17 protein-coding genes are annotated in these 20011 nt (G+C 71.6%); 13 read left to right on the top strand and 4 right to left on the bottom strand.

The features are described 5' to 3' along the window. Nucleotides 1-18 precede the first annotated feature (18 nt). Nucleotides 19-1302 carry an isocitrate lyase gene (gene aceA / locus AB0C69_RS18245; protein WP_345175993.1) on the bottom strand — a complete coding sequence of 428 codons (1284 nt, stop codon included), beginning with the start codon at nt 1300-1302 and terminating at the stop codon, nt 19-21. A 150-nt stretch (nt 1303-1452) separates the two neighbouring features. On the opposite strand from aceA, the gene AB0C69_RS18240 reads away from it, so the two are divergent. The 4 genes from AB0C69_RS18240 to AB0C69_RS18225 all read left to right on the top strand — a co-directional run bounded on the left by AB0C69_RS18240 (nt 1453) and on the right by AB0C69_RS18225 (nt 6161). Then, nucleotides 1453-2889, top strand: a complete 1437-nt coding sequence (locus tag AB0C69_RS18240; protein WP_345175990.1) for a helix-turn-helix domain-containing protein — start codon at nt 1453-1455, stop codon at nt 2887-2889. Nucleotides 2890-3011: 122 nt separating this feature from the next. After that, complete coding sequence (locus tag AB0C69_RS18235) at nt 3012-4241, top strand: acyl-CoA dehydrogenase family protein (RefSeq protein ID WP_345175988.1); 1230 nt, start codon at nt 3012-3014, stop codon at nt 4239-4241. A gap of 106 nt (nt 4242-4347) precedes the next feature. Further along, on the top strand, nt 4348-4965 hold the full coding sequence (locus tag AB0C69_RS18230; protein ID WP_360354761.1) for a TetR/AcrR family transcriptional regulator: 618 nt from the start codon (nt 4348-4350) through the stop codon (nt 4963-4965). 386 nt (nt 4966-5351) lie between these two features. Then, nucleotides 5352-6161, top strand: a complete 810-nt coding sequence (locus AB0C69_RS18225) for a tRNA(His) guanylyltransferase Thg1 family protein (protein WP_360354759.1) — start codon at nt 5352-5354, stop codon at nt 6159-6161. Nucleotides 6162-6337: 176 nt separating this feature from the next. Here AB0C69_RS18225 and fdhA read toward each other — a convergent pair whose 3' ends face one another. Then, a complete protein-coding gene (gene fdhA, locus AB0C69_RS18220; RefSeq protein ID WP_360354756.1) occupies nt 6338-7552 on the bottom strand; it encodes a formaldehyde dehydrogenase, glutathione-independent in 1215 nt (404 codons plus the stop codon). 286 nt (nt 7553-7838) lie between these two features. Between fdhA and AB0C69_RS18215 the strand changes: the two genes are divergently transcribed. From AB0C69_RS18215 to AB0C69_RS18180, 8 genes are read left to right on the top strand one after another with little or no spacing between them, the layout of a single operon-like run. After that, nucleotides 7839-8861 (top strand): LacI family DNA-binding transcriptional regulator, encoded by a 1023-nt coding sequence (locus AB0C69_RS18215; protein ID WP_345175981.1) that lies wholly within the window; start codon nt 7839-7841, stop codon nt 8859-8861. A 36-nt stretch (nt 8862-8897) separates the two neighbouring features. Further along, nucleotides 8898-10553 (top strand): ribulokinase, encoded by a 1656-nt coding sequence (locus AB0C69_RS18210; protein ID WP_360354752.1) that lies wholly within the window; start codon nt 8898-8900, stop codon nt 10551-10553. Continuing rightward, nucleotides 10553-11227 (top strand): L-ribulose-5-phosphate 4-epimerase, encoded by a 675-nt coding sequence (locus tag AB0C69_RS18205; RefSeq protein WP_360354749.1) that lies wholly within the window; start codon nt 10553-10555, stop codon nt 11225-11227. Before AB0C69_RS18210 ends, AB0C69_RS18205 begins: the two co-directional genes overlap by 1 nt. Before the next feature lie 23 nt (nt 11228-11250). Then, a complete protein-coding gene (gene araA / locus AB0C69_RS18200; protein WP_360354746.1) occupies nt 11251-12744 on the top strand; it encodes an L-arabinose isomerase in 1494 nt (497 codons plus the stop codon). Between the two features lie 45 nt (nt 12745-12789). Beyond that, nucleotides 12790-13950, top strand: coding sequence for an aldose epimerase family protein (locus tag AB0C69_RS18195; RefSeq protein ID WP_360354743.1), 1161 nt, complete (start codon nt 12790-12792; stop codon nt 13948-13950). Between the two features lies 1 nt (nt 13951). After that, on the top strand, nt 13952-15085 hold the full coding sequence (locus AB0C69_RS18190; protein ID WP_360354740.1) for a sugar ABC transporter substrate-binding protein: 1134 nt from the start codon (nt 13952-13954) through the stop codon (nt 15083-15085). Nucleotides 15086-15100: 15 nt separating this feature from the next. Beyond that, nucleotides 15101-16135 (top strand): ABC transporter permease, encoded by a 1035-nt coding sequence (locus tag AB0C69_RS18185; protein ID WP_345175971.1) that lies wholly within the window; start codon nt 15101-15103, stop codon nt 16133-16135. Continuing rightward, a complete protein-coding gene (locus AB0C69_RS18180; protein ID WP_179848675.1) occupies nt 16132-16878 on the top strand; it encodes an ATP-binding cassette domain-containing protein in 747 nt (248 codons plus the stop codon). Before AB0C69_RS18185 ends, AB0C69_RS18180 begins: the two co-directional genes overlap by 4 nt. A 100-nt stretch (nt 16879-16978) precedes the next feature. On the opposite strand, the gene AB0C69_RS18175 is transcribed toward AB0C69_RS18180, so the two are convergent. Beyond that, complete coding sequence (locus tag AB0C69_RS18175) at nt 16979-18604, bottom strand: AMP-binding protein (RefSeq protein ID WP_360354736.1); 1626 nt, start codon at nt 18602-18604, stop codon at nt 16979-16981. Between the two features lie 260 nt (nt 18605-18864). Between AB0C69_RS18175 and AB0C69_RS18170 the strand changes: the two genes are divergently transcribed. Continuing rightward, a complete protein-coding gene (locus AB0C69_RS18170; RefSeq protein ID WP_345175967.1) occupies nt 18865-19176 on the top strand; it encodes a metalloregulator ArsR/SmtB family transcription factor in 312 nt (103 codons plus the stop codon). A 4-nt stretch (nt 19177-19180) separates the two neighbouring features. Here AB0C69_RS18170 and AB0C69_RS18165 read toward each other — a convergent pair whose 3' ends face one another. Next, nucleotides 19181-19825: an SDR family oxidoreductase gene (locus AB0C69_RS18165; protein WP_345175965.1), complete on the bottom strand. Its 645-nt coding sequence runs from the start codon at nt 19823-19825 to the stop codon at nt 19181-19183. Between the last annotated feature and the right edge of the window lie 186 nt (nt 19826-20011).

The following is a 20011-nucleotide window of genomic DNA, read 5'->3' as shown; positions in this document are numbered from 1 at the left end:
GGCGCCGGCCGGTGTGGGTCAGTGGAACTGGCCCTCTTCCGTCGAGCCCTTCAGCGCGGTGGTGGAGGAGTCCGGGTTGATCGCGGTGCTGACCATGTCGAAGTAGCCGGTGCCGGCCTCGCGCTGGTGCTTGACCGCGGTGAAGCCCTTCTCGGCCGCCGCGAACTCGCGCTCCTGCAGGTCGACGTAGGCGGTCATGCCCTCGCGGGCGTAGCCGTGCGCCAGGTCGAACATGCCGTAGTTGAGCGCGTGGAACCCGGCCAGGGTGATGAACTGGAACTTGAAGCCCATGTGGCCGAGCTCGCGCTGGAACTTGGCGATGGTCGCGTCGTCCAGGTGCGCCTTCCAGTTGAAGGAGGGCGAGCAGTTGTAGGCCAGCATCTGGTCCGGGTACTCGGCCTTCACGGCCTCGGCGAACCGGCGCGCCTGCTCCAGGTCCGGGGTGCCGGTCTCCATCCAGATGAGGTCGGAGTACGGCGCGTAGGCCTTGGCGCGGGCGATGCAGGGCTCGATGCCGTTGCGGACGCGGTAGAAGCCCTCGGCGGTGCGCTCGCCGGTGGTGAACTCGCGGTCGCGCTCGTCCACGTCCGTCGTGATCAGGGTCGCGGCCTCGGCGTCGGTCCGCGCGATGATCAGAGACGGCACGTTGGAGATGTCCGCCGCGAGGCGGGCCGTGTTGAGGGTCTTGACGTGCTGCGAGGTCGGGATGAGGACCTTGCCGCCGAGGTGGCCGCACTTCTTCTCGGAGGCCAGCTGGTCCTCCCAGTGCACGCCCGCGGCGCCCGCGGCGATCATGCCCTTCATCAGCTCGAAGGCGTTCAGCACGCCGCCGAAGCCGGCCTCGGCGTCGGCCACGATCGGGGCGAGGAAGTGCGTGTCGCCCTCACCCTCGGCCCACTGCACCTGGTCCGCGCGCAGCAGCGCGTTGTTGATGCGGCGCACGACGGCCGGAACCGAGTTCGCCGGGTAGATGCTCTGGTCCGGGTAGGTCTGGCCCGCCAGGTTGGCGTCCGCCGCGACCTGCCAGCCGGACAGGTAGATGGCCTTCAGGCCGGCCTTGACCTGCTGGACGGCCTGCAGCCCGGTCAGCGCGCCGAGGGAGTGGACGTAGTCCTCCTCGTGCAGGAGGGTCCAGAGCCGCTCCGCGCCGAGACGCGCGAGAGTGTGCTCCTCCTGGACCGATCCGCGGATCCGGACGACGTCCTCGGCCGTGTAGGTCCGCTCGACGCCCTTCCAACGCGGGTCGGACTCCCACTGCCGCTGCAGCTCCTCGGCTGCGCCCTTGAGGCGACTGTCGCTCATCTTCTCGCCCTTCCGTGTCGTCCCCTGGGTGCTTGCTCACGACTATGCCCCCGGTGCACGCCCGTTATGAACTGGCGAGTAACGAAAGAAGTGCGATATTTCCGCTATGATGAAGCTGTGACGACCTTGCGGACAGAAGAACCTCTCAACTTGACGAGCGACGTTGATCTCGTCACGTTCGGACAGCGGCTCCGCCATCTGCGGCGCGCCCGCGGCCTGACGCTGTCGGAGCTCGGCGAGCGCGTGGGCCGCGCCCCGTCCCAGCTCTCCCTGCTGGAGAACGGGCGGCGCGAGCCCAAGCTGTCGCTGCTGCAGGCCCTCGCCGCCGCGCTGGAATGCCCGGTGGAGGAGCTCCTGCGCCGCCAGCCCCCCAGCCGGCGCGCCCAGCTGGAGATCCAGCTGGAGGAGGCGCAGCGCGACCCGCTGTACCGGACGCTCGGCCTGTCGCACCTGAAGGTCGGCAAGCGCATGCCGAACGAGGTCATCGAGCACATCCTCGCGCTGTACGGCGAGCTCCGGCGCAGCCGCACCAAGCCCACCGCGAGCCCCGAGGAGGCCCGCAAGGCCAACGCCGAGCTGCGCCGCCAGATGCACGAGCGCGGCAACCACTTCGCCGACATCGAGCACGTCGCGTCCCAGACCCTCGACGCGGTCGGGTACCGGCGCGGCGCGGTCTCGCAGGGGCTGCTGATGACGCTGGTCGGGCACTTCGGCTTCAGCCTCCAGTACGTCCAGGACCTGCCGCGCTCGGTCCGGTCGATCACCGACCTGCGCAACCGGCGGATCTACCTGGAGCGCGAGCAGCTCGGCATGCACACGCCGCGGACGATCCTGCTGCAGACCCTCGGGCACATCGCCCTCGACCACGACCAGCCGCGCGACTTCGCCGACTTCCTGCGCCAGCGCGTCGAGGCCAACTACTTCGGCGCCGCGATCCTGATGCCCGAGCGCAGCGTCGTCCCGTTCCTGCAGGAGGCCAAGGCCGCCCGGGAGCTGTCGGTGGAGGACCTGGCGGACGTCTTCTCCGTCTCCTACGAGATGGCCGCGCACCGCTTCACCAACGTCGCGACCCACCACCTCGACCTCCAGCTGCACTTCACCAAGAACGACGAGAACGGCACGATCTACAAGGCGTACGCCAACGACGGCCTGGCCTTCCCCCAGGACGAGGACGGCGCGATCGAGGGCCAGCGGATGTGCCGGGAGTGGGCCGGGCGGCACGTGTTCGGCGCCGCGGACCGCTTCTCCGTCTACTACCAGTACACCGACACCCCGAACGGGACGTACTGGTGCCTGTCGCACATCGACCCCAGCCACGAGCGCGACTTCGCGATCACGCTGGGCGTCCGGTTCGAGGACTCCCGCTGGTTCCGCGGCCGGGAGACGACCCGGCGGGTCAGGTCGGCCTGCCCGGACGGCGACTGCTGCCAGCGCCCCCCGAAGGCCCTGTCGGACCGGTGGGAGGGGATGGCGTGGCCGTCGGCGCGCGCCCACTCGCACGTCCTGTCGGTCCTCCCGCCGGGGGCGTTCCCCGGTGTCGACGAGGCCGACGTCTACGAGTTCCTGGACCGGCACGCCGCCGAGTGACGGGCGTGTCCTGACCCCGTGGCCCGGCGCGGACGGCGGCGCCCGCCCGCGTGTTACCCGTGGTAACTCCGAATGGTGCTACCGTTGGTAACACGCGATATTGGAGAGAGGGTCAATTAATCATGACGAGCGCGGAGCAGACGCCGTTCTCGCTGGAGCCCAGCGAGGACGTTCGCGAGGTCAGGGACTGGGTGCACGAGTTCGCCAAGGACGTCATCCGCCCCGCCGCGGAGGAGTGGGACGAGCGCGAGGAGACCCCCTGGCCGCTGATCCAGGAGGCGTCCAAGGTCGGCATCTACTCGCTCGACTTCTTCGCCACCCAGTGGCTGGAGCCGACCGGGCTCGGCATCCCGGTGGCGTTCGAGGAGCTGTTCTGGGGCGACGCGGGCATCGCCCTGTCGATCGTGGGAACCGGCCTCGCCGCCGCGTCCGTCGCCGCCGTGGGCACCCCGGAGCAGGTCAGCGAGTGGGTGCCGCAGATGTTCGGCAGCGCCGACGACATCAAGCTCGGCGCGTTCTGCGCTTCCGAGCCCGACGCGGGCAGCGACGTCGGCTCGATCCGCACCCGCGCCGTGTTCGACGAGGCCAAGGACGAGTGGGTGCTGAACGGCACCAAGACCTGGGCGACCAACGGCGGCATCGCCGACGTCCACGTGATCGTCGCCTCGGTGCACCCCGACCTCGGCAGCCGCGGCCAGGCCAGCTTCATCGTCCCGCCGAACACCCCGGGCCTGCGGCAGGGCCAGAAGTTCAAGAAGCACGGCATCCGCGCCTCCCACACCGCCGAGGTGATCCTGGACGACGTCCGGATCCCGTCCCACCTGATCGTCGGCGGCAAGGACCGGTTCGACGAGCGCATCGCGCGCAGCCGCGAGGGCAAGAGCTCCAAGGGCCAGGCCGCGATGAAGACCTTCGAGACGACCCGCCCGGCCGTCGGGGCCATGGCCCTCGGCGTCGGCCGCGCCGCCTACGACTACGCCCTCGAGTACGCGCGGGAGCGCGAGCAGTTCGGCAGGAAGATCGGAGACTTCCAGGCCGTCGCCTTCAAGCTGGCCGACATGAAGTGCCGCCTGGACGCCGCCCGCCTCATGGTGTGGCGGGCCGCCTGGATGGCCCGCACCGGCAAGGACTTCGAGAACGCCGAGGGCTCGATGGCCAAGCTGATGGCCAGCGAGATGTCGGTCCACGTCACCGAGGAGGCCATCCAGATCCTCGGCGGCAACGGCTACACCCGCGAGTACCCCGTCGAGCGCATGCACCGCGACTCCAAGATCTTCACCATCTTCGAGGGCACCTCGGAGATCCAGCGCCTGGTGATCGGCCGCACCGTCACGGGCCTCCCCGTCAGATAGCAGCCGACCTGCACAGACGGCCGGGCCGCCTCGCTCGAAGACGCCCAGGCGCCCCGGCCGTCTTCCCGGCTCCACACCCCCGCACCTCATCGGTTACGTTGGGTGTGTGGAGGAGAACCTCACCGTGGAGCGGATCGTCGACGTCGCTACCAGGCTCTTCGCCGAGCTTGGCTTCGACGGGACCCCGGTCGAGCTGGTGGCCGAAGCCGCCGGGGTGGACACCGCCACGCTCACCGCGCTCACGGGCGGCAAGACCGAGCTGTACAAGACCGTGATGCTGCGAGTGCATGAGGCCGAGGTGCAAATGGTGCAGGCCGCGCTGGCCTCGACTCCTCGCACGCCGGCGGGGCTGACCGAGTTGGCGGACGCCTACCTGGACTTCCACGTCAGCAACCCGCACACCTCGATGCTGTGGATGCACCGCTGGATGGGCGACGCGTCGGCCACCGCCGAACTCGACGTCCGATACCGCGGACCGATCATCACCATGGTCACCGACGCGGTCGGCCCCATGGCGCCCGAGGACGTCCAGACCGACTTCGTCACCTGGACGATCATCTGGTCGGTCGCGGGCTTCATCACCGGCGGGATGCTGCACAGCGACCACTCACCGGCCCGGGCCGCCCCGGACGAGTCCGCCATCTCGCCCGAGACGCTCGAAGAGTTCCGCACCAACCTGCATGCGCTCGTCCTGCGCATGTACGGCCCCAAGAACTACCCCTGATCCACCCGCTCCGGAAGCGTCCGGTCTGACGGGTCCCAGAACGCCTCGAACGCCCCGCGCGGCGAGCCGACCAGGCCTGCGCCGTCCGCGAACCAGACGAGGACTCGCACCGCTTCCCAGAGCCGCCGAGTACCGGTTACCGCCCCGCCGACCGCCCCGGAACGGAAACCGAGAGCCCCGAAACGACGACCACCCGCACGGTGGACGAGCCGTCGAGCCCGGAGGAATGACTGGGGGCTGGGTGCAAACGCTGATAAAAAGCCGTAACCCCCATGAGACCCTGCCGCCGCCAAAGGACAAAGAATGGCCGAAGATCCCGGCGCCTCCACCGCCCCGCCGTCCAACACCGACCCCGGCGGCCCGCCGCCTCACCGCTGGAGTGGCCGGTGAGTGACACCACGGCGCTCGGTGACCGGATGAAGGCGTACGAGCAGGCCACCCGCACGATCCTGCCGCGCCGCACCTACACGGTCGTGCGGGTCGACGGCCGGTCGTTCCACTCGTTCCTCCGGCACGCGGACCGTCCGTTCGACGACGCCGTCATGGCCGCGATGAACACCGTCGCCGAGGCCCTCTGCGCGGACATGTCGGGTGCGGTGTTCGCCTTCACCCAGTCCGACGAGTGCTCGGTGCTGCTGAGCGACTTCGCCGGGACGGGCACGGAGCCGTGGTTCGGCGGGGTGATCCAGAAGATGGCCTCGGTCGCGGCGTCGACGGCGACGGTCGCGTTCAACGACGCGTACGCGCCCGCGAGTGGTGCGTCGCCGGCGTCCCGGGCGACGTTCGACGCGCGGGTGTTCACGATCCCGGGCCAGGTGGACGTCGCGAACTACTTCCTGTGGCGGCAGCGCGACGCCGTCCGGAACAGCATCTCGATGGCGGCGCAGGCGCACTTCTCCCACAAGCGGCTCCACAAGATCGGCATCGGCGAGATGCAGGAGCTGCTGTGGAGCGAGGCCGGGGTGAACTGGAACGACTACCCGGCAGGCTGCAAGCGCGGGCGGGTCACGGTGCGGCGAACGGGGGAGCGGCCGGTGACCTACACCGACCGCCGGACCGGGGACCAGGTGACGACCACGGCGATCCGGTCGTGGTGGGAGACCGACGCCGCCCCGCACTTCACCGCCGACGCCGGCGGTTGGCTCGCTGAAACCGTCCCGCCGCTTCCCGCCCTGGCTGGGGAGCGCCGGGACTGACCCGCACCTCCTGGAGGCCGGGCAGGTGAAAGTCCTGCCAGCCGACGCGCGCCGCGGACGGCAGACTCCGGGAGCCGGGCGACGGCCGTCGGTCGGTCGTCGCCCGGCGCCGGGTCGCTCTGCGGTGGATCCGCGGACGGCCGCCCCGTCGGCGGTGCCGCGCATCGCCGTCGGAACTAGGCCGCGGCCCCCACCAGGCCGTGCGGGTCGAGGATGTACTTGCGCGCCGCGCCCCGGTCGAACTCGGCGTAGCCCTGCGGCGCCTGCTCGAGCGGGATGACCGACGCGTTGACGTTCTGGGCGATCTGCACCCGGTCGTGAAGGATCGCCATCATCAGCTGCCGGTTGTACTTCATCACCGGGCACTGGCCCGTGACGATGTACTGCGACTTGGCCCAGCCGAGGCCGATCCGCAGCCCGAGCTGGCCCACCCTCGCGTTCTCGTCCGACGCGCCCGGGTCCCCGGTGACGTACAGGCCGGGGATGCCGAGCCCGCCGGCGGTGCGGGTGACCTCCATGAGCGTGTTGAGGACGGTCGCCGGCTGCTCCGTCCTCGCTCCCTCGTGCCCCTGGCCGCGCGCCTCGAACCCGACGCAGTCGACGGAGGCGTCCACCTCGGGGACGCCGAGGATCTGCTCGATCTGCGCGCCGACGTCGCCGTGCTCCGACAGGTCGATCGTCTCGCAGCCGAAGCCGCGGGCCTGCTCCAGCCGCTGCGCGTTCATGTCGCCGACGATGACGACGGCGGCGCCGAGCAGCAGGCAGGCGGTGGCGCTCGCGAGGCCGACCGGTCCCGCGCCCGCCACGTACACGGTCGAACCGGTCGTGACGCCGGCGGTGTAGGCGCCGTGGTATCCGGTGGGGAAGATGTCCGACAGCATCGCCAGGTCGGGCAGCTTCTCCATCACGGTGTCGCGGTCGGCCGGGAACTTGAGCAGGTTGAAGTCGGCGTACGGGACGACCGCGTACGCGGCCTGGCCGCCGTGCCAGCCACCCATGTCGACGTAGCCGTAGGCGGCGCCCGGGCGCTCCCGGTTGACGTTCTCGCACACGCCGGTGTTGCGTTCCTTGCAGTTGCGGCAGCGGCCGCACGCGATGTTGAACGGGACGCTGACGAGGTCGCCCTCCTTGATGAACTCGACGTCCCGGCCCGTCTCGATCACCTCGCCGGTGATCTCGTGGCCGAGCGTCAGCCCGGCGGGCGCGGTCGTCCGGCCGCGCACCATGTGCTGGTCGGAGCCGCAGATATTGGTCGCCAGGACCTTCAGGATGACGCCGTGCTGCAGCTTGCGCCTGCCCTGTTCGGCCAGTTCGAGCTTGGGGAAGTCCAGGTCCTCGACCGTGACCTCTCCCGGCCCCTGGTACACGACGCCTCGATTGGTGTCAGCCACGTCCTCTCCTTCCAGGTGGAGGGTCGGCTCGCAGGCGCCCGGAACGGCGGCCCGTGCTCGTCGCCCCCGTCCTCGGACGTCACGGGTGTCCACAATGGGTACGTCCGAGATGTACCCGGTTTCGTGCTTTTAGTCCGTTTTTCTGGCGCGGGCGCCAGGAGCCCGGACCTCGCGGGGCCGGCGGTGAAACCTTGCGTTCTGGGTCTTGACGGACGAAATGTTCACGCTCACAATCGGCCCTACGCATCAGTTGCCGGGCGCCGGCGCGAGGGCGGAGGAGGAGACGGTGGCGGACCACGGCTCGTCGAATCCACCGATCATGGCCGACGTCGCCCAGCTGGCGGGGGTGTCGCACCAGACGGTGTCGCGGGTGGTCAACGACCACCCGAACGTCTCGGCGCGGACCCGCGCCCGGGTGCTGGCGGCCATCGCCGAGCTCGGCTACCGGCCGAACTCGGCGGCCCGGACCCTGGTGACCCGGCGCTCCAGGACGCTCGGCGTGGTCAGCTTCGAGTCCACGCTCTACGGCCCGGCCTCGATGCTCCACGGCATCGAGCAGGCCGCCCGGAACGCCGACTTCTTCGTCAGCATCGTCAGCCTGCGGGCGATCACGCAGCGCGCCCTGCTGGACGCGGTCGGACGGCTGGCGGAGCAGGCCGTCGAAGGCGTCGTGGTGATCGCCCCGCACATCTCGACCAACGATGTGCTGGCGCAGGCCGGCCGGCTCGTGCCGCTGGTGGGGGCCGGGTGCGGGCCGACCGCGGGGGTTCCGATGGCGGCCATCGACCAGCGCGCCGGCGCCGTGGCGGCCACCCGCCACCTGCTCGATCTCGGGCACCGCACCGTCCACCACGTCGCGGGCCCCGCGACCTGGCTCGACGCGGTCGGCCGGGCCGACGGCTGGCGCGCGACCCTGACCGAGGCCGGAGCGGCGGTGCCGGAGACGCTGACCGGTGACTGGAGCGCCCGGTCGGGCTACGAGGCCGGCCGGCGGCTCGCGGAGGACCCCGCGGTCACGGCCGTGTTCTGCGCCAACGACCACATGGCCCTGGGCGTCCTGCGCGCCCTGCACGAGGCCGGCCGCCGGGTTCCCGAGGACGTCGGCGTGGTCGGCTTCGACGACATCCCGGAGGCCGCCTACTTCATCCCGCCGCTGTCCACGGTGCGCCAGGACTTCGGCGAGCTCGGCCGCCGTTCGCTGGAGCTGCTGGTGCAGCGCCTGGGCGGCTCCCCGGGGCCGCCGGGGAATGTGCTGATCCCACCGGAGCTGGTGGTGAGGTCCAGCGCCCGGCCGGCCCCGCGCCCCTGACCGACCGATGCCCCGTACTCCAGCGATGAGGAAATTGTGAGCGCTAACAACGAGCAGGCCGCCTGCGTCGTCGGCGTCGACTTCGGCACGCTGTCCGGCCGGGCGGTCGTCGTCCGGGTCGCCGACGGCGCCGAGCTCGGCGGCGCCGTCCACGACTACGCCGACGCGGTGATCGAGAGTGCCCTGCCCGGCACGGGGGAACCGCTCCCGCCCGACTGGGCGCTGCAGAATCCCGCGGACTGGCGGGCAGTGCTGAGCACCGCCGTCCCCGCGGCCGTCGCCGAGGCCGGGGTGGACCCGGCGCGCATCATCGGGATCGGCACCGACTTCACGTCCTGCACGGTGCTTCCCGTCCGGTCGGACGGCACCCCGTTGTGCGAGCTCCCGGAGACGGCCGCCCGGCCGCACGCCTGGCCGAAGCTGTGGAAGCACCATGCGGCGCAGCCGCAGGCCGACCGCATCACCGCGCTGGCGCACGAGCGGGGGGAGAAGTGGATCGCGCGGTACGGAGGGCGGGTCTCCTCGGAGTGGCAGTTCGCCAAGGCGCTGCAGGTCCTGGAGGAGGACCCGGACACCTACCGGCGTACGGAGCGCTGGATCGAGGCGGCGGACTGGATCGTCTGGCAGCTGGCCGGCCGCGAGACGCGCAACGCCTGCACGGCCGGCTACAAGGGCCTCTACCAGGACGGCGGCTACCCTTCCGCCGGCTACCTGGCCGCGCTGCACCCCGGCTTCGCCGACTTCGCGGCCACGCGGCTGGCCCATCCGCTCTCCCCGCTGGGGTCGCGGGTGGGGACGCTGACCGCCGAGGCGGCCCGCCTGACCGGCCTGCCGGAGGGCGTCGCGGTGGCCGCCGGGAACGTCGACGCCCATGTGACCGCGCCGGCCGCCCGCGCGGTCGGCGACGGCAGGCTGCTGGCGATCATGGGGACGTCGACCTGCCACGTGGTCAACAGCGCGGTCCTCGCCGAGGTGCCGGGGATCTGCGGCGTCGTGGACGGCGGCATCACCGCCGGGGCCTACGGCTACGAGGCCGGGCAGAGCGCGGTCGGCGACGTCTTCGCCTGGTGGACCCGCATGACCGGGCGGGACCACGCCGAACTGGCGGCGGCGTCCGCGGACGCGCCCGTCGGCTCGCACGGGCTGGTGGCCCTGGACTGGATGGGCGGCAACCGCTCGGTCCTGGTCGACCACCACCTGTCGGGCGTGATCGCGGGAATGACCCTGGCCACCCGGCCGGAGGAGGTCTACCGCGCGCTCATGGAGGCGACGGCCTACGGCACCCGGGTCATCGTCGAGGCCTTCGAGGCGGCCGGGGTCCCGGTCGAGGAGTTCGTCGTCGCCGGCGGGCTGAAACGCAACGCGGCGCTGATGCAGACCTACGCCGACGTCCTGCGCCGGCCGGTCTCCATCGCGGCCTCCGACCAGGCGCCGGCGCTCGGCGCGGCCATCCACGCCGCGGTCGCGGCGGGCGCCTACCGGGACGTGCCCGAGGCCTCGGCGGCGATGGGCCGGGTGGTCACCGCGGCCTACGCGCCGGATCCGGTCCGGTCCCGCGCCTACGACCTCCTCTACGCGGAGTACCGCGAACTGCACGACCACTTCGCGGCCCGGGGCGGCGGGAGCAGCGAGATCCTGCACCGGCTGCGCCGGCTGCGCAACGACGCGCTCGGCTCGGAAGGGGACCTGTGATGCCCGGCACGCACGACGAGGCGGTCCGCGCGCTGCGGCGGACCGTCAGCGACCTGCACGCCGAACTCGTCAGGTACGGACTGGTCGTGTGGACGGCCGGCAACGTCTCCGCCCGGGTGCCCGGCCGCGACCTGATGGTGATCAAACCCAGCGGCGTCTCGTACGACGACCTGTCCCCGGAGGCGATGGTGGTCTGCGACCTCGAAGGCGGGGTCGTCGAGGGCGACCTGCGGCCTTCGAGCGACACCGCCGCGCACGCCTACGTCTACCGGCACATGCCCGAGGTCGGCGGGGTGGTGCACACGCACTCCGCGTACGCCTGCGCCTGGGCCGCGCGCGGGGAGCCGGTGCCCTGCGTCCTCACGGCCATGGCCGACGAGTTCGGCGCGGAGATCCCCCTCGGCCCCTTCGCGCCCATCGGCGACGACTCGATCGGGCGCGGCGTCGTCGGCACGCTCCGGGGCCACCGCTCCCCAGCGGTGATCATGCGCAACCACGGCGTCTTCACCATCGGCGCGGACGCGCGGGCCGCGGTCAAGGCCGCGGTGATGTGCGAGGACGCGGCGCGCGCGGTGCACCTCGCCCGCCAGCTCGGCGACCCCGTCCCGCTGCGGCCCGAGGACATCGACCGCCTGCACCACCGCTACCAGAACGCCTACGGACAGCGTCCTTGACCCGCGAAGGGAGCAGCCCAGCGATGGCACCGACCATCTGGTTCCTCACCGGAAGCCAGTCCTTGTACGGCGAGGACACGCTCCGCCAGGTCGCCGAGCAGTCGCAGCGGATCGCCCGGGCCCTGGACGAGGATCCGGGCATCCCGGCGGCGGTACGGTGGCGCCCGGTGCTCACCGGCGCGGAGGCCATCCGGCGGACGATGCTCCAGGCGGGCGCGGACGACGACTGCGTCGGGGTCATCACCTGGATGCACACGTTCTCGCCCGCCAAGATGTGGATCGCCGGGTTGAACGCCCTGCTCAAGCCGCTGCTGCACCTGCACACCCAGGCGAACGTGGCGCTGCCGTGGGCGAGCATCGACATGGACTTCATGAACCTCAACCAGGCCGCGCACGGCGACCGGGAGCACGCCCACGTCCAGACCCGGCTCGGCACGGCGCGCACCACGGTGGCCGGGCACACCACCGACCCCGCGGTGCGCGCGCGGATCGCCTCGTGGGTCCGGGCCGCCCGGGGCTGCGCCGACCTGCGGACGCTGCGGCTCGCCCGCTTCGGCGACAACATGCGGGACGTCGCCGTCACCGAGGGCGACAAGGTCGAGGCGCAGATCCGGTTCGGCGCCTCGGTCAGCGCCTTCGGCGTGAACGACCTCGTCGCGGCCGTCGACGCGGTGCCGGACCACCGGGTCGGCGAGCTCGCCGAGGAGTACGAGCAGGCGTACGCCGTCGTCCCGGAACTGCGGTCCGGCGGCGACCGGCACCCGGCGCTGCGCGACGCCGCGCGCATCGAGCTCGGGCTGCGCGACTTCCTCACCGCCGGGTCCTACCAGGCGTTCACCACCAACTTCGAGGACCTCGGCGGGCTGACGCAGCTGCCGGGCATCGCCGTGCAGCGCCTGATGGCCGACGGCCACGGCTTCGGCGCCGAGGGGGACTGGAAGACGGCCCTGCTGCTGCGGGCCCTCAAGAGCGCCGCCGCGGGACTGCCCGGCGGCACCTCCTTCATGGAGGACTACACCTACCACCTCGTGCCGGGCAGGGAGCTCGTCCTGGGCGCCCACATGCTGGAGGTCTGCCCCTCCATCGCCGCCGGCGTGCCCGCCTGCGAGGTGCACCCGCTGTCCATCGGGGGACGGCAGGACCCGGTCCGGCTCGTGTTCGACGCGGCGCCGGGACCGGGTCTCGTCGTCGGGCTGGCCGACCTCGGCGACCGGTTCCGGCTGGTCGCCAACGAGATCGACCTGGTGACACCCCCCGAGCCGCTGCCCCGGCTGCCGGTGGCCCGGGCCGTGTGGGCGCCCCGCCCGGACTTCCGCACCTCGACCGAGGCGTGGCTGTCGGCCGGGGGACCGCACCACACGGTGCTGTCCCAGGCGGTCACCATCGAGATCCTGACCGACCTCGCCGAGATGACGGGCGTGGAACTGCTCGTCATCGACGGCGAGACCGACGTCGCCCGGTTCCGCCGCGAGATGCGCTGGAACCAGGCGTACCACCGCCTGGCGCAAGGCTTCTAGCCGCCAGGACCCCCCACCCCCGAGATCTGTGAGGAAACCCGTCCCATGACCAGATCACGCTTCGCGGTAAGGCTGGTCGCGCTGGCCGTGCTCGCCGGCGCCGCGATCGGCGGATTCGCCCCCTCGTCCACGGCGTCCGGCCGCCACCTCAAGCCCGGGATCGGCAAGGACCTGTTCGGCACGATGCCCGACGGCACCAAGGTCTGGCGCTACACCCTGACCAACGGCTCGATGCGCATCCGGGTGATCACCTACGGCGGAATCATCCAGACCATCGAGACGCCCGACCGGCACGGCAGGCTCGCCAACGTCACCCTGGGCTTCCCGACCCTCTCCGACTACCTCACCAAGAACAGCACCTACTTCGGGGCGCTCATCGGCCGGTACGGCAACCGCATCGCCAAGGGCCGGTTCACGCTCGACGGGCACGCGTACCAGCTGACCACCAACAACAACGGGAACACGCTGCACGGCGGCACGACCGGCTTCGACCAGCGCGTCTGGTCCGCGACCCCGGTCACGAACGGCGGCGGCGTCGCGCTCCGGCTGTCCCACACCAGCCCTGACGGTGACCAGGGATTCCCCGGCACCCTCAAGACCGAGGTCACCATCTCCGTCACGCGGCGCAACGCCATCCGGTTCGACTACCGCGCCACCACCGACAAGCCGACCGTCGTCAACCTCACCAACCACTCCTACTTCAACCTGTCGGGAGAGGGCAGCGGCACGGTCTACGACCACCGGCTCCAGATCAACGGTTCCCGGTACACCCCCGTCGGCTCGGCGGAGCTGATCCCGACCGGCCGGATCGCCCCGGTGAACGGCACCCCGCTGGACTTCACCCGGCCCACCGCGATCGGCGCCCGCATCCGGACCGGCTTCGACCAGCTCCTCTACGGCCAGGGCTACGACCACAACTTCGTCCTCGACGGCCCCGGCTGGAAGGTCGCGGCGCGCGTCCAGGATCCCGCCAGCGGCCGCACCCTGGCCATCTCCACCGACCAGCCCGGGCTCCAGTTCTACTCGGGCAACTTCCTCGACGGCACGCTGGTCGGCACCGGCGGCCGCGTCTACCGGCAGGGCGACGGGTTCGCGCTGGAGACCCAGCACTTCCCCGACTCGCCGAACCAGGCGGGCTTCCCCTCGACGGAGCTCGACCCCGGCCAGACCTACCACTCCACGACCGTCTACCAGTTCGGAGCCTGACATGGAGCGCATCGATCCAGCCGTCGAGGAGGCCGTCGACACTCTCGGCCTGAGCGAGCCCACCCGGCGCCGGCTGCTCAGCGGCGTCGGCCTGGTCAGCGCGACGGCGGCCGCTTCGGCGCTGCTGGCCGCCTGCTCCTCGGACAACAAGAGCTCGTCCTCGGCAGCGGGCGGGCCCGGGCACTTCCCGAAGACACCGAACTGGAAGTTCGTGTTCGTCAACCACGTCACCACGAACCCGTTCTTCACGCCGACGCAGTACGGCGCGCAGGACGCCTGCGCCCTGCTGGGCTGCTCGTTCCAATGGACGGGCTCGCAGAACTCGGCGGTGCCGGAGATGGTCAGCGCCACCAACGCGGCCATCTCCGGCAAGGCCGACGGGCTCGCGGTCGCCGTGGTGGACAAGGCCGCCTTCCGGCAGCCGGTGGACAACGCGCTGAAGGCCGGGATCCCGGTGGTGTCCTACAACGCCGACGGCGCCAAGGACGACCCCGGCAGCAGCCGGCTCTCCTACATCGGCCAGGACCTGTACACCTCCGGCTACCAGCTCGGCGCCAAGATCGCGGGGCTGATGTCCGGGGGAGACGCGGTCGGCTTCATCGCCACCCCGGGCTCGCTCAACATCCAGCCGCGCATCGACGGCGCCCAGGACGCCATCAAGGCGTCCGGCAAGCCGATCAAGTTCACCTCGGTGGCCACCGGCGCCGAGGTGCCCAAGGAACTGTCGACCGTCGACGCCTACGCCCAGGGCCACAAGGACATCAAGGGCATGTTCGCGGTGGACGCCGGCTCGACCGAGGCCATCGGCAAGGTCATGCAGAAGTACGGCCTCAAGGGCAAGGGCGTGGTCGCGGGCGGGTTCGACCTCACCCCGGGCACCCTGGCCGCCGTCAAGTCCGGGGACCTGGACTTCACCATCGACCAGCAGCCGTACCTGCAGGGATTCCTGCCGGTGATGGCCCTCTGGTTCTACAAGCTGTCCGGCGGGCTGGTCTTCCCCCCGATGACCAACACCGGCCTGACCTTCGTCAACAAGCAGACCGTCGGCCCGTACCTGTCGACCAGGACACGGTACGAGGGGTCCAGCCCGGCCCAGCAGCTGGTGCCGCGGGCCGGCGCCATCGCTCACGTCTGACACGAGGAGGACGGAGTGAGCGAGAGCACCGTACGGGACCAGGCAGCGGCCCCGGGCACGCCACCGCGGCGGCGTGCCCGGGGGCTGCCCGGCCTCGCCACCGACGCGTTCCTGCGCCGCCGGGAGGCGACCATCCTCCTGGTGGCGCTCGGACTGCTGATCTACTTCCAGACCGCCAAGTCGGTCTTCCTGAGCCACGACAACCTGGTCAACGTCTCCCAGGGCACCGCGCCCTACGCCATCATCGCGGTCGGCGAGGTGTTCCTGCTCGTCAGCGGCGAGATCGACCTGTCGGTCGGCATGGTCTTCGCGCTGGCGCCCTTCCTCATGCACTACATGGTCGACTTCTCCGGCGTCTACCCGATCATCGCGATCGTGCTCGCGGTCCTCGCCGGGGCGCTCATCGGGCTCGGCAACGGGCTGGTGACAGTTGTGCTGAGGGTGCCGTCGTTCGTCGCCACCCTCGGCTCGATGTTCCTGGTGCAGGGCATCATGCTCACCACCTCCCACGCCTACCCGGCGCAGATCCCCGAAGCGGCCGACGGCCTGGCGGGCTGGTTCGGGCGCGCCCCCTGGGCGGAGCTGACCTGGTGCCTGGTGATCGTGGTCTTCTTCCACCTGGTGCTCACCCGCACCCGGTGGGGACTGCACACGGTCGCGACCGGCGGCAACCCGCTCGGCGCCGCGGAGGCGGGCATCCGCACCGGCCGTATCAAGATCGGCAACTTCATGCTCACCGGGGCGCTCGGCGCGTTCGCCGGCATCCTGGAGGCCTTCCGGGTCGGCTCCATCGACCCGAGCTCGGGCGGGTCGAACGCGATGTTCATCGCGGTCTCGGCGGCGGTCATCGGCGGCACCGCCCTGGCCGGCGGCTCGGGAACCGTGGTCGGCGCGCTGCTCGGCGCGCTGGTGCTGGCCGAGATGCAGAACGGCTTCAACCTCATCGGGATCAGCGCCAACCCGTTCAACATCATCCTCGGGTCGGCGATCATCATCTCGATGGTGCTGAACGTCCACCTGGCCCGGTTGCGAAGGGCGGGGCGCTCATGAGCGACGCTCTGCGGGTGGAGGGCATCAGCAAGCGCTTCGGCGGCGTGGAGGCCCTCGCCGACGTCACGCTGCGCCTCGGCAAGGGCGAGGTGCTCGGCCTCATCGGCGACAACGGCGCCGGGAAGTCCACCCTCATCAAGATCATCAGTGGCTTCCAGCGGCCGGACTCCGGACGCATCCTCATCGACGGAACGGAGGTGAGCCCGCGCTCGGTGGACCACGCCCGCTCTCTCGGCGTCGACACCGTCTACCAGGACCTCGCCCTGGTCAACGAGCTCAGCGTCTACCACAACATGTTCCTCAACCGGGAGCTGGTGCGCTGGCCGCTGCTCAGCAACCGCGCGATGCGCCGGCGGGCCGCCCGCCAGCTGGCCGACATGGGGGTGCGGATCCCGTCGGTGGACGTCGAGGTCGCCAAGCTGTCCGGCGGCCAGCGGCAGGCGATCGCGGTCGCCCGCTCAGTGTACTCCGACGCCCGCATCCTGCTGCTCGACGAGCCGCTGGCCGCGATGGGCGCCAAGGAGGGCACGATGATCCTCGACCTCGTCCGCGACCTCAAGGAGCGCGGCGAGGTGTCGATCATCATCATCGCGCACAACTACGCGCAGGTCCTCGACGTGTGCGACCGGGTCAACCTGCTGCAGCACGGCCGGATCTCCTTCGACAGGCCGACGTCCGAGACGTCCCTGCAGGAGCTGACCGACCTGGTCGTCGCCGACTACCGGCGCGGCCGGGGACTGTAGACGCCCTTCGGGCCGGGCGCGCCGAGCCCGGCCCGGAGGCGTGACCCGCCGGCGCGACCGCGCCCGCCGGATGCGGGCCCCGGCGCCGCCGCTCCGGCCCTTACCGGGCGCCTCCGACGATCTCCCGCAGGGGGAAGCGCTGGAGCTTGCCGGTGGTGGTGCGGGGGAGTTCGCCGACGAACCGGACCGACCTCGGGTACTTGTACGGGGCGATCGTCCGCTTGGTGAAGTCCTGCAGCTCGGCGGCCTTGTCCGCGTCCCCCTCGACCCCGTCGCGCAGCACCACGAACGCCGTCACCACGGCGCCGCGGTCGGGATCGGGGGCGCCGACCACTCCGCATTCGAGCACGTCCGGATGCTCGATCAGCGCCTGCTCGACCTCGGGTCCGGCGATGTTGTAGCCGGACGAGATGATCATGTCGTCGCTGCGGGCCTGGTACCAGAAGTAGCCGTCGGCGTCGCGGACGTAGGTGTCGCCGGTGATGTTCCACCCGTCCTGGACGTAGGCCTTCTGCCGGGTGTCGGCGAGGTAGCGGCAGCCGGTCGGGCCGCGCACCGCGAGCTGCCCGGGGGTCCCGTCCGGCACCGGCCGGCCGGCGGCGTCGACCACGGCCGCCCGGTAGCCGGGGACCGGGACGCCCGTCGCGCCGGGCCTGATGTCGTCGTCGGCGGCCGCGACGAAGATGTGCAGCATCTCCGTCGAGCCGATCCCGTCGATGATCCGCACGCCCGTCTCCTCGTGGAACGCCCTCCACACCGCCGCCGGGAGGTGCTCGCCCGCCGAGACGCAGCGCCGCACCCCGGCCAGCCGCCCGGCCAGCCCGGCGGCCAGGATGGCGCGGTAGGTCGTCGGCGCGGTGAACAGCACCGTCACGCCGTGCCCGGCCGTGATCTCGGCGAGCTCGGCCGGGGCCGCCTTCTCGACCAGCAGGGCCGAGGCGCCCGCCCGGAGCGGGAACACCAGCAGCCCGCCCAGCCCGTAGGTGAACCCCAGTGGCGGCGACGCGGCGAAGACGTCGTCCGGAACGGGCTTGAGGAGGTGCCGGGAGAAGGTGTCGGCGATCGCCAGCACGTCGCGGTGGAAGTGCATCGTGGCCTTGGGGCGTCCGGTGGTGCCCGAGGTGAACGCCAGCAGCGCGACGTCGTCGGCCGCGGTGTCGACGTCCTCGAAGACGCCGTCCTTGGTCGCCGCCCGGGACACCAGGTCGCCGGCGTCGTCCGAGCCGTAGGGCACGGTCCGCATCCCGGGAGTCCGCGCCGCGGCCAGGTCGTCCAGGAAGCGGTGGTCGCACAGCGCCAGGCTCGGCTCGGCCAGCTCGGCGATGGTCGTCAGCTCCCGCGCGCGCAGCATCGGCATGGTCGTGATCACCACGCCGCCCGCCTTGAGCACGCCGAGCCAGGCCGCGGCGAGCCACGGGTTGTTCGGCCCGCGCAGCAGCACGCGGTTGCCGGGCACCAGCCCGAGGTCGTCGACCAGCACGCGGGCCACCTGGTTCGCCCGCCGCAGCACGTCGCCGTAGGTCCACAGGAGGCCGCCGGGGGTGCGCAGGCAGGGCCGGTCGGTGCCCACCGCCCTCACCGTCTTGTCCAGCAGGACGTGCGCGCAGTTGAGCCGGTCGGGGTAGGCGACCTCCGGGATCGTGAAGTCGAAGTCGGGCCATTCGTCGCGGGGAGGCAGGTTGTCGCGGCAGAACGTGTCGACGTGCGCGGAGGCGCTGAGCTCCATCGGGCCACCTCTCCATCCACGGCGGGCGAACGCCCCGGCCGGTGCGCCGGAGGCGTCGCGCTGGAATGAGCGCGGTCAGCGGGTGCGCTACAAAAAAATATAGCTGCGACGGGCGTGCCGTGGTAGTGGACCGGCGCCCCGGCCGCGGCGTCCCGCGCCGGCGGCCCTGGCCGCAACCGGCCTCGGCTCCGGCCCGGTGCCGGGACCCGCCGCATTGTTTAGCCATTGACTTATATAAGTCGCGTCGAAATAATAGCGTGATGCACGTGTTCGATGTCCTGGGAGACCCGGTGAGGCGCCGGATCCTGGAGCTGCTCGCCGACGGCGAGCAGACCTCCGGCGCCATCGCCGCGGTCATCCAGGCCGAGTTCGGGATCTCGCAGCCGGGGGTGTCCCAGCACCTGCGCGTGCTGCGGGAGAGCGGGCTCGCGACGGTCCGGGCGCGGGGCGCCCACCGCCTCTACGCCGTCGACTCCGCGACCCTGCGGGAGATCGACACGTGGCTGGAGCGCTTCCGCGGGTTCTGGACCCAGCATCTGGACGCGCTGGAAGCCGAGTTCGAGGACAAGTAGTCCGTCAGGCTCCGAGGAACTCGCCGCCGTTCAGATGCAGGGTCGCCCCCGTCACGTGCGGATGGGAGACGAGGAAGACGACGGCGTCCGCGCACTCGTCCATCGACAGGGTCCGCTCCAGCAGGGAGGCCTCGCGATGGCGGGCCCGGAAGTCGGGTGTCATGCGTCGGGCCACGGGGGAGTCCTCGACGATGCTGGGGGACAGGGCGTTGACCCGGACGTCCGGCGCGAGTTCCTTCGCCAGCGTCCGGACCAGGGCGATCGTGGCCCCTTTCGCCGCCGCGTAACACGGGTCGTAGCTTCCGCGGTAGGCGGCCGGGGACGAGAGGAAGACGATGCTCGACCCCTTCGCCAGCAGATGACGCGCGCTCCTGATGAACAGGAGCGGACCGGTGACATGCGTGGCGAACATCGCCGTCGCGTGCCGCCCGGTCAGCTCGGCGAGCGAGGCGCTCGGCTCCAGGTTCGTGGCGACGACGAGGGCGTCCAGCGGCGGGCACGCCGCCGCCGCCGCGACGACCGAGGCCTCGTCCTCGATGTCGAGGCCGATGTCGGCCCGCGGCGACCGCGACGCCACCAGGCACTCCCACCCGGCGCCCCCCAACCGCCGGGCCACGGCGCCGCCGATCGCGCCCAGCCCTCCGATCACGAGCGCGCGCCGCGGGTCTGCTTCCCGTGCCTGCACCGTGCGGCTAACGCGCGACCGTGCCCGGGGACGGCGCGTCGGGCACTGACGTGGACTTCGGCACGCCCTTGAAGGTGAACTTGGCGTTCTCGGCGGTGTCGGTGTTGTCGGGGTCGAAGCCCTCGGTGCCGACGATGACGATCTGGCCGG

Origin of the sequence: Actinomadura sp. NPDC048032, assembly GCF_040653175.1 — a bacterium.
Lineage (GTDB): Bacteria > Actinomycetota > Actinomycetes > Streptosporangiales > Streptosporangiaceae > Spirillospora > Spirillospora verrucosospora.
Note: the sequence above shows the minus strand (reverse complement) of the source record. Positions and strands in the feature narration are given on the sequence as shown.